14 protein-coding genes are annotated in these 13,648 nt (G+C 60.4%); 11 read left to right on the forward strand and 3 right to left on the reverse strand.

Annotated features, from left to right (window positions below; translation table 11 throughout):
• Positions 1-3: 3 nt before the first annotated feature.
• Positions 4-1,215, reverse strand: a complete 1,212-nt coding sequence (locus FHT92_RS15125; protein WP_183742759.1) for an ABC transporter substrate-binding protein — start codon at positions 1,213-1,215, stop codon at positions 4-6.
• 252 nt (positions 1,216-1,467) lie between these two features.
• Between FHT92_RS15125 and FHT92_RS15130 the strand changes: the two genes are divergently transcribed.
• On the forward strand, positions 1,468-2,412 hold the full coding sequence (locus FHT92_RS15130; protein WP_183826546.1) for a LysR family transcriptional regulator: 945 nt from the start codon (positions 1,468-1,470) through the stop codon (positions 2,410-2,412).
• On the opposite strand, the gene FHT92_RS15135 is transcribed toward FHT92_RS15130, so the two are convergent.
• The gene (locus tag FHT92_RS15135; protein ID WP_183826549.1) at positions 2,413-2,751 is read right to left on the reverse strand and encodes a cupin domain-containing protein; all 339 of its coding nucleotides are present in this window, start codon (positions 2,749-2,751) and stop codon (positions 2,413-2,415) included.
• 171 nt (positions 2,752-2,922) lie between these two features.
• On the opposite strand from FHT92_RS15135, the gene FHT92_RS15140 reads away from it, so the two are divergent.
• The 4 genes from FHT92_RS15140 (at position 2,923) to FHT92_RS15155 (ending at position 6,630) form a co-directional block, all read left to right on the forward strand.
• The gene (locus FHT92_RS15140; RefSeq protein WP_183826552.1) at positions 2,923-4,110 is read left to right on the forward strand and encodes an acyl-CoA dehydrogenase; all 1,188 of its coding nucleotides are present in this window, start codon (positions 2,923-2,925) and stop codon (positions 4,108-4,110) included.
• 96 nt (positions 4,111-4,206) lie between these two features.
• The gene (locus tag FHT92_RS15145; protein WP_183826555.1) at positions 4,207-4,665 is read left to right on the forward strand and encodes a DUF4126 family protein; all 459 of its coding nucleotides are present in this window, start codon (positions 4,207-4,209) and stop codon (positions 4,663-4,665) included.
• A complete protein-coding gene (locus FHT92_RS15150) occupies positions 4,665-6,026 on the forward strand; it encodes an FAD-containing oxidoreductase (protein WP_183826558.1) in 1,362 nt (453 codons plus the stop codon). The genes FHT92_RS15145 and FHT92_RS15150 overlap by 1 nt, the downstream gene beginning before the upstream one ends.
• Positions 6,027-6,060: 34 nt before the next feature.
• Positions 6,061-6,630, forward strand: a complete 570-nt coding sequence (locus FHT92_RS15155; RefSeq protein ID WP_183742748.1) for a DedA family protein — start codon at positions 6,061-6,063, stop codon at positions 6,628-6,630.
• A gap of 6 nt (positions 6,631-6,636) precedes the next feature.
• On the opposite strand, the gene FHT92_RS15160 is transcribed toward FHT92_RS15155, so the two are convergent.
• On the reverse strand, positions 6,637-7,680 hold the full coding sequence (locus tag FHT92_RS15160) for an NAD(P)-dependent alcohol dehydrogenase (RefSeq protein WP_183826561.1): 1,044 nt from the start codon (positions 7,678-7,680) through the stop codon (positions 6,637-6,639).
• 238 nt (positions 7,681-7,918) lie between these two features.
• On the opposite strand from FHT92_RS15160, the gene FHT92_RS15165 reads away from it, so the two are divergent.
• The 6 genes from FHT92_RS15165 (at position 7,919) to kdpC (ending at position 13,596) form a co-directional block, all read left to right on the forward strand.
• Entirely contained in the window at positions 7,919-8,119 is a 201-nt protein-coding gene (locus FHT92_RS15165) for a hypothetical protein (RefSeq protein ID WP_183742744.1), read from the forward strand.
• A 71-nt stretch (positions 8,120-8,190) separates the two neighbouring features.
• The gene (locus tag FHT92_RS15170; RefSeq protein WP_183826564.1) at positions 8,191-8,553 is read left to right on the forward strand and encodes a copper resistance CopC family protein; all 363 of its coding nucleotides are present in this window, start codon (positions 8,191-8,193) and stop codon (positions 8,551-8,553) included.
• Positions 8,554-8,900: 347 nt separating this feature from the next.
• Positions 8,901-8,990, forward strand: coding sequence for a K(+)-transporting ATPase subunit F (locus FHT92_RS15175; protein ID WP_007825856.1), 90 nt, complete (start codon positions 8,901-8,903; stop codon positions 8,988-8,990).
• Positions 8,991-9,041: 51 nt separating this feature from the next.
• Positions 9,042-10,745: a potassium-transporting ATPase subunit KdpA gene (gene kdpA, locus FHT92_RS15180; RefSeq protein ID WP_183826567.1), complete on the forward strand. Its 1,704-nt coding sequence runs from the start codon at positions 9,042-9,044 to the stop codon at positions 10,743-10,745.
• Positions 10,746-10,954: 209 nt separating this feature from the next.
• A complete protein-coding gene (gene kdpB, locus FHT92_RS15185) occupies positions 10,955-13,015 on the forward strand; it encodes a potassium-transporting ATPase subunit KdpB (protein WP_183826570.1) in 2,061 nt (686 codons plus the stop codon).
• An 11-nt stretch (positions 13,016-13,026) separates the two neighbouring features.
• Positions 13,027-13,596 (forward strand): potassium-transporting ATPase subunit KdpC, encoded by a 570-nt coding sequence (gene kdpC, locus FHT92_RS15190; RefSeq protein ID WP_183826573.1) that lies wholly within the window; start codon positions 13,027-13,029, stop codon positions 13,594-13,596.
• Positions 13,597-13,648 lie beyond the last annotated feature (52 nt).

Consider the following 13,648-nt stretch of genomic DNA (forward strand, 5'->3'; position numbering starts at 1 on the left):
ATCTTATTTCACCAGATCGCAGCCGCTCTTGGCGGGGTCGATATAGGCTTCCTTGCCCGGAATGGTGGCGAGAACGTTGAAATAGTCCCACGGCTCCTTGCTTTCCGACGGCTTCTTGACCTGCAGCAGGTACATGTCGTGGATCATACGGCCGTTCGGGCCAACCGTGCCGCCGCGGCCGAAGACATCATCGACAGGCATTTCATGAAGCTGCTTGGCGACGGCTTCCGTCTCATCCGTGCCAGCCTTCTGGATCGCCTTCAGATATTGCAGAACGGCCGAATAGGTGCCGGTATGGATCATGTTCGGCATCTTGCCGGTGCGGGCGAAGAACTTCTTGGCGAATTCCCGGCTCTGGTCATCGCGGTTCCAGTAATAGCCTTCCGTCAACGTCAGGCCCTGCGCCGCCTCCATGCCGAGGCCATGGACTTCTGCAAGCGTGAACAGCAGCGCCGCCAGATGCTGACCACCCTGGGTGATGCCGAATTCAGAGGCCTGTTTAATGGCGTTCGACGTGTCGAGACCTGCATTGGCAAGGCCGATCACCTTGGCGCCCGACGATTGCGCCTGCAGCAGGAAGGACGAGAAGTCCTGGGTCGACAGGGGATGACGCACCGAACCGACGACCGTGCCGCCGCTCGCCTTCACGTAATCGGTGGTCTGCTGTTCCAGCGAATAGCCGAAGGCATAGTCCGCCGTCAGGAAGAACCAGCTGTCGCCGCCCTGTTTGACCAGCGCGCCGCCGGTGCCGACAGCCAGAGCATGGGTGTCATAGGCCCAATGGAAGCCATAGGGTGAACACGCCTTGCCGGTAAGATCCGTCGTCGCCGCACCGGTGACGATATCGATCTTCTTCTTTTCCTTGGCTATGGCCTGCACGGCAAGCGCCACGGAAGATGTCGTCAGCTCCATGATGGCATCGACCTGTTCGGTGTCATACCACTGGCGGGCAATGTTGGAGGCGATATCAGGCTTGTTCTGGTGGTCGGCATTGACGATCTCGACCGGCATGTCGAGCACCTTGCCGCCGAAATCCTCGACGGCCATCTTGGCAGCCTCGACAGAGGACTTGCCACCGAAGTCGGCATAGACGCCCGACTGGTCGTTCAGAATGCCGATCTTCACCTTGCCATCGGAAATGGCCGCACTTTGGGCGAACACGGCAGTGCTGCTTGCAAGCAAAAAGGCAACGGACGCAATGAATTTCTTTCGCATAGTCTCTCCTCCCAGAGATTGGCCAGATTGAGAATCTGTTCAAAATTGGCGACCCGCCCTCCTCAAAGCGATCACTCCTCCCTTACGATCACGGAATTTCCTCCATGAGGCAACTGGCGGTTTACATCTAATTCCAAACAGTATCTGTTCGTTTTTGAACAGACCCCGTCATAATGCCGCCGCGGTGACAATCACAACGCGCGCCTTTGTGGGCGACATTAGACCAAAGACGTAGACGGATGGGCGACGCCGATGAGCCACGCTTCGCAATTTACTTGGGACGATCTGCAGTTTTTTCTAGCTGTCGCCCGCACCGGTCAGCTTTCAACGGCGGCGCGGCAGTTGCGCTCAAGCCATGCGACCGTCTCGCGGCGCATCGACCGGCTGGAATTTGCCCTGAAGGTCAAGCTTTTCGAGCGAAATCCCCGCGGCTACGTGCTGACCGCCATGGGCACGCGCTTCGTCGAAACCGCCGAGAAGATGGAACAGGAAACGGAGCGGCTGCGCGCCGACCTGTCCGATGGCTCGCTGAGCCAACGCGGCCTCGTTCGCTTGAGTGCGCCGGAAGGCTTTGCGAATTTCTTCTTTGCGACCGTCCTGCCGCAATTTGCCGCCCGCCATCCGCATCTGGCGCTTGAATTGGTCACCATTCAGCAGATCATGTCGCTCTCCCGCAAGGAGGCGGATATTTCCGTCGTCCTCGACGAGCCCAAAGGCGGCCCCTACTTTGCCGAAAAGCTGACGGACTATCATCTGCAGGTCTACGCTTCCCGCGATTACTTGGCGCGCGCCGAGCCGATCCGGACGCGTGACGACCTGCTGAACCATCCCTTCATCAGTTATATCGAGGAAATGATCTTCGCGCCGGGGCTCGATTATCTCGGCGACGTGCATCCGCGCATCAAGCCCCAATTCCAGAGTTCCAGCATCTTCGCGCAGCTGACGGCCACCAGAAACGGCCTCGGCCTCGGCATCCTGCCCTATTTCTTCGCCTGCCGTTATCCTGAATTGGTGCGCGTGCTGCCCGACGAAATCGATCTCAAACGGCATTACTGGATCACCTGCCACCGCGACTTGAAGCAAGCGCCGCGCGTGCGCGCCGTCATCGATTTCCTGAGGGAAACGGCACGCAGCGAAGACGCCTGTTTCATCCCGCCCTATATCGGCACAGCACGAAAGGCGAAGGCGGAGATGTGATTATTTCAGGAATTCGGCGCGATGCGGAGTGAATGTGTCGATCAGGCGCCCCTTTTCCAGCGCCTTGACGCCGTGGACCAGATTGGGCGGTACGATGAAGCTGCCGCCCTGGTTCAAGACTTCAGTGCGGCCGTCGATCGTCACTTCGAAGCTGCCTTCGGCAACATAGCTCGCCTGTATATGCGGGTGGAAATGCGCAGTACCAACGGCGCCTGCCTCGAACGCAACTTCCACCATCATCATCTCGGGCAGATAGGTCATGATCCGGCGGGTCACGCCCGGCTCCGGGTTTACCCATTCGGCGCCTTCGGCCGATACGAAGAGATCGCTTGATGACATGTCTGCCTCCTCATTCCAGAATCTGTCGCCCGCAAACTGGCGCAACGATCCGCATTTGAAAAGATGACTTCTGCATCTTTGGTGCGCGACCCCGTCTTGTTGACGCCGTAACCGGGCAGGTCTATGCGACCATAGATCAGGCATGCCTGAATGATGGTGAGGAGATTGGACATGCAGCATAGGCGCGAGGTTTTCGACTGGGCAGATCCCTTCCGGCTCATGGAGCAGCTGACCGACGAGGAGCGCATGGTGCAGGAGACCGCACATGCCTATGCGCAGGAGAAGCTCGGCCCCCGTGTGCTCGAAGCCTTCCGCAATGAGAAGACCGACCCGGAAATCTTCCGGGAGATGGGTGAACTCGGCCTTCTCGGCCCGACGATCGATCCGGAATATGGCGGCGCCGGCCTCGGCTATGTCGCCTATGGTCTCATCGCCCGCGAGGTGGAGCGCATCGACAGCGGTTATCGTTCGATGATGAGCGTGCAGTCCTCCCTCGTCATGGTGCCGATCGACGCCTTCGGCTCGGAAGAGCAGAAGCAGAAATATCTGCCGAAACTTGCGACCGGCGAATGGATCGGCTGTTTTGGCCTGACCGAGCCCAATCACGGCTCCGATCCGGGCTCCATGGCGACGCGGGCAAAGAAGGTCGATGGCGGTTATAGCCTGACAGGCTCCAAGACCTGGATCTCGAATGCGCCGATTGCCGATGTCTTCGTCGTCTGGGCAAAGACCGACGATGGCCTCATTCGCGGTTTCATCCTGGAAAAGGGCTGGAAGGGTCTCTCGGCGCCGAAGATCCAGGGCAAGGTTGGGCTTCGCGCCTCGATCACAGGCGAAGTCGTCATGGACAATGTCTTCGTGCCGGAAGAGAACCTGCTGCCCAACGTCAGCGGCCTCAAGGGTCCGTTTACCTGCCTCAACTCCGCACGCTTCGGCATCGCCTGGGGCGCGCTGGGTGCAGCCGAAGCCTGCTATGCGACGGCCCGGCAATATACGCTGGACCGCCAGCAGTTTGGCCGGCCGCTTGCCGCCAACCAGCTCATCCAGAAGAAGCTTGCCGATATGGCAACTGAAATCTCGCTCGGTCTTCAGGGATGTTTGCGTCTCGGCCGCATGAAGGAAGAGGGCCATCCGCCTGTCGAACTGACGTCGATCCTCAAGCGCAATTCCTGCGGCAAGGCACTGGAGATTGCCCGGGCAGCCCGCGACATGCTTGGCGGCAACGGCATTTCCGACGAGTTCGGCGTCGCCCGTCACCTCGTCAATCTCGAAGTGGTCAACACCTACGAGGGAACGCATGACATTCATGCGCTCATTCTCGGTCGTGCAATCACAGGCATTGCCGCCTTCTCCAACTGATTCCGTGACGTGCGAGGCGAATTGCAACCTGGATGACAATGTGCAAACCTCCCCTCACCGCGGCAGAGAGGCCGATGGTGCAAGGGGGATTTGCATATGTTTCTGCTGCTCGCACTTCTGATCGGCGTCATTGCCGGTCTTCGCGCCATGACCGCACCTGCTGCCATTGCCTGGGGCGCTGCACTCGGCTGGTTCGATCTCTCTCAGACACCGCTCGCCTTCATGGGTTACCAATGGACGCCGTGGATCTTTACGGCGCTCGCCGTTATTGAGCTCATCACCGACCAGTTGCCCTCCACCCCCTCACGCAAGGTGCCGATCCAGTTCGCTACCCGCATCATCGTCGGCGCGCTGTGCGGTGCCGTCATCGGTGTCGCTAGCAGCCTGCTCTTCGGCGGCCTGATCGCCGGCATCATTGGCGCGGTCATCGGTACGCTCGGCGGCGCAGCCGCCCGCGGCAAACTTGCAGCCTCCTTCGGCCAGGATCGTCCGGCTGCCCTGATCGAAGATGCCGTCGCTGTCGTCGGCGCCATTATCATCGCGTGGGCAGTCTGATGAAGAGCTTCGACGCAATCTTCATCGGCGCCGGCCAGGCCGGCCCATTCCTCGCCGCCCGCATGGCGGAAACGGGCATGAGGGTGGCGCTGATCGAACGCAAGTTCCTTGGCGGCACCTGCGTCAATGCAGGGTGCATGCCGACGAAGACATTGGTAGCAAGTGCGCGCGCCGCCCATGTGGCGCGGCGCGGTGCCGACTACGGGGTCCAGATCCCGGGCGAAATCGCAATCGACATGAAGACCGTGCGCGATCGCGCAGAAACGATCATCAAGGATGCCCGCGACGGTTTGAGCGACTGGTTCGGCAGCATGAAGACCATGACCGTCATCTACGGCCATGCCCGCTTCACAGGCCCGAAAGAAGTCGTCGTCAATGGCGAAACGCTGACGGCACCGAAGATCTTCCTCAATGTCGGCGCCCGCCCGACAATCCCCGACATGCCGGGCCTTGCCGATATCGATTATCTGACCAGCACCGGCATCATCCATCTCGACAGCCTGCCGAAGCATCTCGCCATTATCGGCGGCAGCTATATCGGCTTGGAATTTGCACAGATGTATCGACGTTTCGGTGCGGCGGTAACGGTGATCGAGCGCGGCCCGAAACTCGCCTCCCGCGAGGACGAGGATATTTCCGATGCGATCGCCGATATCCTCAGGTCCGAGGGCATAAGGATCCATACCGACGTCAAGGACATCCGCTTCGCCAAGGGCGCCGATGGTGCAACTGTTACGGTCGACTCCGAAACGATCGAGGCAAGCCACGTGCTTGTCGCCACCGGCCGGACGCCGAATACCGACGATCTCGGCCTCGATGCTGCAGGTGTGGCTATCGACAAGCGTGGCTTCATCAGCGTCGACGACAAGCTAGCCACCAATGTCGAAGGCATATGGGCGCTCGGGGACTGCAACGGCCACGGTGCCTTCACCCATACGTCCTATAATGACTTCGAGATCGCCGCAGCCAATCTGCTCGACGGTGGCGATCGCAAAGTGTCGAGCCGCATTCCGGCCTATGCGCTCTATATCGACCCGCCGCTCGGCCGCGTCGGCATGACGGAAAAGCAGGCACGCGCCTCGGGCCGCAAGATCATGGTCTCGACCCGCCCGATGAGCAAAGTCGGCCGCGCCAATGAGCGCGGCGAAACCAAGGGCTTCATGAAAGTGGTCGCGGATGCGGAGAGCAAGGAAATCCTGGGTGCAGCTATCCTCGGGATCGAGGGCGACGAGGTGATCCACGGCTTCATCGACGCCATGAATGCCGGCACAACCTACCCGGTGCTGAAGTGGTCCATGCCAATCCACCCGACCGTTTCGGAATTGATCCCGACGCTGCTGGGTGATTTGAAGGCGATCTGATCCGCAAAGATCGCAATCATCCGGAGGCAGGCTATTGAATATCGAACTGCTGATCGAAAATTATGGCCTGCCGGCAATCTTTCTCGGCACGGCCTTCGAGGGCGAAACCGCCGCCTTTCTCGGCGGCGTCATCGCGCATCGCGAGCTTCTAACCTATTGGGCCGCCTCAATGGCTGCTTCGGCGGGATCATTCGCCGGAGACCAGATGTGGTTCTTTGCCGGCCGCTATGCCGCCCAATGGAACTTTGTTCGCCGCGTGATGGAGACGCCGGCGCTCGCACGGGTCACGCAGCTTCTCGAAAAATATCCGACCGGATTCATTTTCGCGTTCCGCTTTCTGGTGGGATTGCGCACGATCAGCCCGATCGTCATTGGGACGACGCATATATCGACGCAGAGATTCCTCGTGCTCAACCTTCTGGCGGCGCTCGTTTGGGGGCAGCTCTTCACCGCGCTTGGCTATGCCTTCGGGCACGGAATAGAACAAATGCTCGGTCGCCTGCCGCTGCATCATCACCTGCTGATCGCACTTGCCGCCGCGGCCCTTATCGCGGGCGCGGCGCTGGTGCTTCGCAAGAGGAAATTTGGAATCAAATACCCGTAAAGGGCCTTAGTCCATGACGATCTGCAGTTTGACATCATCAGGACGTGCCTCGACCGCGCGGTCAAAGGCCTTGATCGAATCCTCGAATGTGAAGGTTTCCGATATCAGTGGCTTCAGATCCACCCTTCCCGAGCCGAGCAGCGCGATCGAGCGCTCATATTGATGGGCGTAGCGGAACACCGTCTCTATGCGGATTTCCTTCGTCGAGGCCGTCGAGACGTCGAAACCAACAGGGTTGACCGGCAGGCCGACAGCGACGATGACGCCGCCAGGGCGCGGCAAAGCCATGATCGTCTCCCAGGCTTTTGGCGAGCCTGAGCATTCGAAGACGACATCCGCACCCCAGCCATCGGTCAATCGGCTGACTTCCTCAGCGAGGCTTTTTTCGCGGATATTGACCGGGATAACGCCCTGGTACTGCGCAGCAATATCGAGCTTCGGCTGGGCGAGGTCGGCAACGATCGCGCGGGCACAGCCGCCGGCGAGGGCGGCGATCGCAACCATGGTGCCGATCGGACCGGCGCCAAGCACAACAGCCGTGTCGCCGGGTGCGATCTTCGCCTTGGTGGCTGCCTGCATGCCGACCGCGAAAGGTTCGACCATTGCGCCTTCGGCGAAGCTGACATTGTCCGGCAGCTTGAACGTATAATTGGCGGGGTGCACGACCTCGGGGGTCAACACGCCGTGGATCGGCGGCGTCGCCCAAAAAGTGACGGCCGGATCGACATTGTACATGCCAAGCCGGCTTGCCTTGGAATTGGGATCAGGAATGCCGGGTTCCATGCAGACGCGATCGCCGACCTTCAGATGCGTCACACCGGCGCCGACCTCGATCACCGTGCCTGCAGCCTCATGGCCGAGCACCATAGGCTCATTGACGATGAAGGGGCCGATCTTGCCGTGCGTATAATAGTGCACGTCGGAGCCGCAGACACCCACGGTGTGGATCTTGATCTTCACCTGCCCGGGGCCTGTCTCCAGAGGCAGATTGATATCGCGAAGCGCGAGCTCATGCTGGCGCTCGAGTACCAGCGCACGGACTTTGGTCATGATCGGTTTCCTTCCCTATGGCTCCCATGATTCATCGGGCGCCGTTGCGCCGACTATAAGACCGCACGGGACGACAATTCAATCATCTCCAGCAGGCTTCTGCTCATTATGTGACGAAATGCTCAGATGGTTATTACCCGAAAGATAAGCTTGCCCTAAACGTCTGTATGATTCCGGAAAAGCGCGGCGAGGACTACATTACTCTCAATGACCACGACAAGCGGGAAGGAGAAAAGCGATGAAGCACGACAATGATAACGTCGGCAGAAACTTGTCTTCCACCACGCAGATGGCCAAACAGCTCCGCGATTTCTGGCGCAACCTAATGGATGAGGCTCTCGCCGCACTTCCGCAAAGCCGCCAGCGGCAGCCACTGCTTCAGCCGGTGCGGATTATTGCACGGGCGCGGGATCGAAATCGCCCCTCGCAGCGTTATTAAGCATGCGCCGGCATGGCGTGGCGGGCATGACGCCCCCGGCCTTGCGGATCGGCACCTAGGGAAAGACCGTCATGAAATCGATCGCGTCATTCTGCCTGTTTGCATCTCTTCTCTTGGCCGCAGGCCAGGCGTCCGCAGCGATTGAGGAAGCATCGCTTCCGCCGCTACAGCAGGAAGAGCAGCTGGTGCCGGCCAACCTCGAGCTCACCTTTACCGGCCCTGTCGATCTTGCCCGCTCGACTGCTACGCTGCTCGATGCCCAGGGTCTCACATTGCCGATCGGCAAGCCGTTTCTTTCGGGACCGGAAGGCTCCGTCTTCAAGATTCCGCTCGATCCCGCCATGGCGCCCGGTGTCTATACGCTCAACTGGCGTGTTCTCTCGATGGATGGCCACAGCGCTGAAGGCCACTACCAGTTCCGGGTCGATCCCTGAAGCTTTCGACATTGAGCAACCCATCTATCGGGCCGCCCTAAAGCACGCCTTGATCGCATAAAAGCATTTATAAGATTTTTATATTGATACCCTCGGCGCAATCTCGAACCTTTATGCACTTCGGCCGCATATTAATACCCGAGAGATCGCAAAGATCATCTCCATGCCAGAAAGCATAAAGGCGCCACCTCACCGCAATGGCGCCCTTTGTCTTGTCTGACTCCAAGAATAACCAACCAGAGTCAAGATCGATGATGGATATAATTCTACTCGGCACTGCAGTCGTATTCTTCGGACTTTGCTTTGCCTACACGCGCGCCTGTGACCGGCTTTGACAGGAGAGAACGATGACCCTCGACTATGTCCTGAGCGGTGCCGTGACCGTGTTTCTCACCGTCTACCTCACCTACGCTCTCATCCGCCCAGAACGTTTCTGACAAAACCGGCGCTTCTGATCCCGAAGCGGCCGGGTACTGAAAGTTTTCTCCATGACCCTCAACGGATGGCTTCAGATCCTGCTTTACTGCGGGATCGTCCTCGTGCTCGTCAAACCGCTCGGCGGCTATATGACACGCGTCTACAGCGGCGAGCGCACATTCCTCTCACCGGTTCTCGTTCCGATCGAACGAGGGCTTTACGCCGCCGCCGGCACCAGCGAGCGCGAGGATCAGCACTGGGCGTCGTATGCCTTCGCCATGCTGATGTTCAATCTGATGGGCGTCGTCTTGCTTTATGCGATCATGCGTCTGCAGGGCGGGCTCCCTTATAATCCGGCAGGCATGACAGCCGTGCCGACAGATCTTGCTTTCAACACTGCCGTCAGCTTCCCGACGAACACCAACTGGCAGAATTACGGCGGCGAAAGCACCATGTCGTACTTGACCCAGATGATGGGTCTGACGGTGCAGAATTTCGTGTCGGCAGCGACCGGGATGGCGATCGCCGTGGCTTTCATCCGCGCCTTCTCGCGCGCATCGGGCAAGGCGATCGGCAATTTCTGGGTCGATCTTATCCGCTCCACACTCTACATTTTGCTGCCGATCTGCATTGTGCTGACGCTCGCCTATGTCTGGCTCGGCGTTCCGCAAACGCTTGGCCCCTATGTCGAAGCAACGACGCTGGAAGGCGCTAAACAGACGATCGCCATCGGCCCGGTCGCTTCTCAGCTTGCCATCAAGATGCTTGGCACCAATGGCGGCGGCTTCTTCAACGCCAACTCCGCCCATCCGTTCGAAAACCCGGACGCGATCTCAAACCTCATCCAGATGGTCTCGATTTTTGCGATCGGTGCGGCACTGACCAACGTCTTCGGCCGCATGGTCGGCAATCAGCGCCAGGGCTGGGCGATCCTGGCTGCGATGGGCATTCTCTTTATCGTCGGCGTCGGCATCACCTACTGGGCCGAAGCCGCGGGCAACCCGCTGATGCATGCCTTCGGCCTTGAGGGCGGCAACATGGAAGGCAAGGAAGTCCGCTTCGGCATCACCTTGTCCTCGCTGTTTGCGGTCATCACCACGGCCGCCTCCTGCGGCGCGGTCAATGCAATGCATGGCTCGTTCACAGCGCTCGGCGGCTTGATTCCGCTCATCAACATGCAGCTGGGCGAAATCATCGTCGGCGGTGTCGGCGCAGGCTTCTACGGCATCCTGCTCTTCATCATCGTCGCCGTTTTCGTGGCGGGTCTCATGGTCGGCCGCACCCCGGAATATCTCGGCAAGAAGATCGAGGCGAAGGAGATGAAGATGGCCGTTCTTGCCATCCTCTGCCTGCCGCTCGCCATGCTGATCTTCGCCGCGATCGCCAGCGTCCTGCCCTCGGCAGTGGCTTCGATCGGCACGGCAGGCCCGCACGGCTTCTCCGAGATCCTCTATGCCTACACGTCGGCTGCGGCCAACAACGGCTCGGCTTTCGGCGGCCTCACGGGCAACACGCCGTGGTACAACATCACGCTCGGCATCGGCATGCTCATGGGCCGCTTCCTCGTCATCATTCCGGCTCTTGCGATTGCCGGCTCGCTGGTCACGAAGAAGACGGTTCCGGCCTCGGCAGGCACCTTCCCGACAGACGGTCCGCTCTTCGTCGGCCTGCTGATCGGCACGATCCTGATCGTCGGCGGTCTCACATTCTTCCCGGCACTCGCCCTTGGCCCAGTTGTCGAGCATCTGGTCATGATCGCCGGCCAGACCTTTTGAGGCTCTCCATGATTATCCGTCACAGGCTCCGAAAAGCCTTTCATCTACGTCCCGGTCTGCCGGGGCGTGGAGCTCAGCGGATGCCCCGCGCCTCCGACATCATCCTGGTGATGATGGCAGGCCTCCTCGTCGTCGTCTGCGCCATCAGAATTTTACAGGGCTGACCGGCAATCCGGTTTGCCATCCTCGTTTCAAAGCTGGAGTCTCTTATGAGCCAGGCAAAATCCGCGAGCATCCTCGATTCTCGCATCCTCATTCCGGCCGTGGGCGCTGCTTTCACCAAGCTCAACCCGCGCACTCTTTCCAAGAACCCGGTCATGTTCGTCGTGGCCACGGTTTCCGCGCTGACCACAGTCCTGTTCCTGCGCGACCTCGTTTCAGGTAACGGCAATCTCGCCTTCTCCTTCCAGATCAACCTCTGGCTCTGGTTCACCGTGCTTTTTGCCAACTTCGCCGAAGCCGTCGCCGAAGGCCGCGGCAAGGCGCAGGCAGACTCGCTGCGCAAGGCGCGCACCGAGACCCAGGCGAAGCTCCTGACCGCCAACAACGGCACCGGCTACCGCATGGTCCCTGGCACCAGCCTGAAGGTCGGCGATCTCGTTCTCGTCGAAGCTGGGGATATCATTCCCTCAGACGGCGAAGTCGTCGAGGGTGTTGCCTCCGTCAATGAAGCGGCCATCACCGGCGAATCCGCCCCTGTCATCCGTGAATCCGGCGGCGACCGCTCCGCCGTAACAGGCGGTACGCAGGTTCTTTCCGACTGGATCCGCGTGCGCATCACCGCGGCTGCAGGCTCGACCTTCCTCGACCGCATGATTTCGCTCGTCGAAGGCGCCGAACGTCAGAAGACGCCGAACGAAATCGCGCTCAACATCCTGCTTGCCGGGATGACGCTGATCTTCGTTCTCGCCACGGCAACGATCCCGAGCTTTGCGGCCTATGCCGGCGGCTCGATCCCGATCATCGTGCTCGTTGCCCTCTTCGTCACGCTGATCCCGACCACGATCGGTGCCCTGCTCTCGGCAATCGGCATTGCCGGCATGGACCGTCTCGTCCGCTTCAACGTGCTCGCAATGTCCGGCCGCGCCGTCGAAGCCGCCGGCGACGTCGACACACTCCTGCTTGACAAGACCGGTACGATCACGCTGGGCAACCGCCAAGCAACCAGCTTCCGCCCGGTCCGCGGCGTCTCCGAACAGGATCTCGCCGATGCGGCCCAGCTTGCCTCGCTCGCCGACGAAACGCCGGAGGGCCGCTCGATCGTCGTGCTCGCCAAGGAAAGATACGCAATCCGCGGCCGCGACATGGCAAGCCTCAAGGCCACATTCGTGCCCTTCACCGCCCAGACCCGCATGAGCGGTGTCGACCTCGAAGGTTCGGCGATCCGCAAGGGTGCGGTCGATGCAGTGCTCACCTACGTCAATGGCGATGCCTCCTCGAAGAACGGCGCCGAAATCGTTCGCGAACTGCACTCGATATCAGACGAGATCGCCAAGGCCGGCGGCACGCCGCTTGCGGTTGCCCGCGACGGCAAGCTGCTCGGCGTCATCCAGCTCAAGGATATCGTCAAGGGCGGCATTCGCGAGCGCTTCAACGAGCTTCGGCGCATGGGCATCCGCACCGTCATGATCACCGGCGACAACCCGATGACGGCAGCCGCCATCGCAGCCGAAGCCGGCGTAGACGACTTTCTCGCCCAGGCAACGCCTGAAAACAAGCTGCAGCTGATCCGCGAGGAACAGGCCAAGGGCAAGCTCGTCGCCATGTGCGGCGACGGCACGAACGACGCCCCGGCTCTGGCTCAGGCCGACGTTGGTGTGGCCATGAACACCGGCACGGTCGCCGCCCGCGAAGCCGGCAACATGGTCGACCTCGACAGCGACCCGACGAAGCTCATCGAGATCGTCGAAATCGGCAAGCAGCTGCTGATGACCCGCGGCGCGCTGACGACCTTTTCGATCGCCAACGACATCGCCAAGTACTTCGCCATCATCCCGGCGATGTTCCTGACCTTCTACCCGCAGCTCGGCGTGCTCAACGTCATGGGTCTCGCCACACCGCAGAGTGCCATTCTCTCGGCGATCATCTTCAACGCGCTGATCATCATCGCGCTGATCCCGCTATCACTGAAGGGCGTGCGCTACCGCCCGATCGGTGCGGGAGCGCTGCTCTCCCGCAATCTGCTGATCTACGGCGGCGGCGGTATCATCGTCCCCTTCGTCGGCATCAAGGCGATCGACATTGTCATCACCGCCGTCGGCCTCGCCTAAGGAGTAATTCGATGTTGAAAGAATTTCGTCCGGCAATCGTCATGATCGTTGCCACGACTGCCATCACCGGCCTTCTCTACCCGCTTGCCATGACAGGAGTCGCCCAGGTGCTCTTCCCGGTCCAGGCAAACGGCAGTCTGATCGAAAAGGACGGCCAGGTTATCGGCTCCACGCTGATCGGCCAGGCCTTCACCAGTGACAAATATTTCCACGGCCGCCCGTCGGCCGCAGGCGATGGCTACAATGCCGCTGCATCCTCGGGCTCAAACCTCGGCCCGACCAGCCAAAAGCTGATCGATCGCGTGAAGGGCGACTATGACGCTGCCAAGGCAGCCAACCCGAATGCCGAGGTTCCAGCCGACCTCGTCACCGCTTCGGGCAGTGGCCTCGATCCGCATATTTCACCCGATGCCGCCTACTTCCAGGTGCCGCGTGTCGCCAAGGCGCGCGGTGTCGATGAAACCAAGGTCAAGGCGCTGGTCGATGCGGCCGTCACGGACCGCGAACTTGGCCTGCTTGGCGAGCCGACCGTCAATGTTCTGGCGTTGAACCGGGGCCTTGATGCTTCTATGAATCAGTGAAGGTCGAGAGCCCCGGAACGCGACAAGCGGGCCGGGGCTTGCTCGTAAAGAA

The sequence above is a fragment of the Rhizobium sp. BK377 genome (assembly GCF_014193935.1).
In the GTDB taxonomy this organism is placed as follows: domain Bacteria; phylum Pseudomonadota; class Alphaproteobacteria; order Rhizobiales; family Rhizobiaceae; genus Rhizobium.

Excerpts from the sequence above, each read along its gene's own strand:
- FHT92_RS15125 (WP_183742759.1), bottom strand. The coding sequence starts at position 1,215 with ATGCGAAAGAAATTCATTGCGTCCGTTGCCTTTTTGCTTGCAAGCAGC.
- FHT92_RS15130 (WP_183826546.1), top strand. The coding sequence starts at position 1,468 with ATGAGCCACGCTTCGCAATTTACTTGGGACGATCTGCAGTTTTTTCTA.
- FHT92_RS15135 (WP_183826549.1), bottom strand. The coding sequence starts at position 2,751 with ATGTCATCAAGCGATCTCTTCGTATCGGCCGAAGGCGCCGAATGGGTA.
- FHT92_RS15140 (WP_183826552.1), top strand. The coding sequence starts at position 2,923 with ATGCAGCATAGGCGCGAGGTTTTCGACTGGGCAGATCCCTTCCGGCTC.
- FHT92_RS15145 (WP_183826555.1), top strand. The coding sequence starts at position 4,207 with ATGTTTCTGCTGCTCGCACTTCTGATCGGCGTCATTGCCGGTCTTCGC.
- FHT92_RS15150 (WP_183826558.1), top strand. The coding sequence starts at position 4,665 with ATGAAGAGCTTCGACGCAATCTTCATCGGCGCCGGCCAGGCCGGCCCA.
- FHT92_RS15160 (WP_183826561.1), bottom strand. The coding sequence starts at position 7,680 with ATGACCAAAGTCCGTGCGCTGGTACTCGAGCGCCAGCATGAGCTCGCG.
- FHT92_RS15165 (WP_183742744.1), top strand. The coding sequence starts at position 7,919 with ATGAAGCACGACAATGATAACGTCGGCAGAAACTTGTCTTCCACCACG.
- FHT92_RS15170 (WP_183826564.1), top strand. The coding sequence starts at position 8,191 with ATGAAATCGATCGCGTCATTCTGCCTGTTTGCATCTCTTCTCTTGGCC.
- FHT92_RS15175 (WP_007825856.1), top strand. The coding sequence starts at position 8,901 with ATGACCCTCGACTATGTCCTGAGCGGTGCCGTGACCGTGTTTCTCACC.
- kdpA (WP_183826567.1), top strand. The coding sequence starts at position 9,042 with ATGACCCTCAACGGATGGCTTCAGATCCTGCTTTACTGCGGGATCGTC.
- kdpB (WP_183826570.1), top strand. The coding sequence starts at position 10,955 with ATGAGCCAGGCAAAATCCGCGAGCATCCTCGATTCTCGCATCCTCATT.
- kdpC (WP_183826573.1), top strand. The coding sequence starts at position 13,027 with ATGTTGAAAGAATTTCGTCCGGCAATCGTCATGATCGTTGCCACGACT.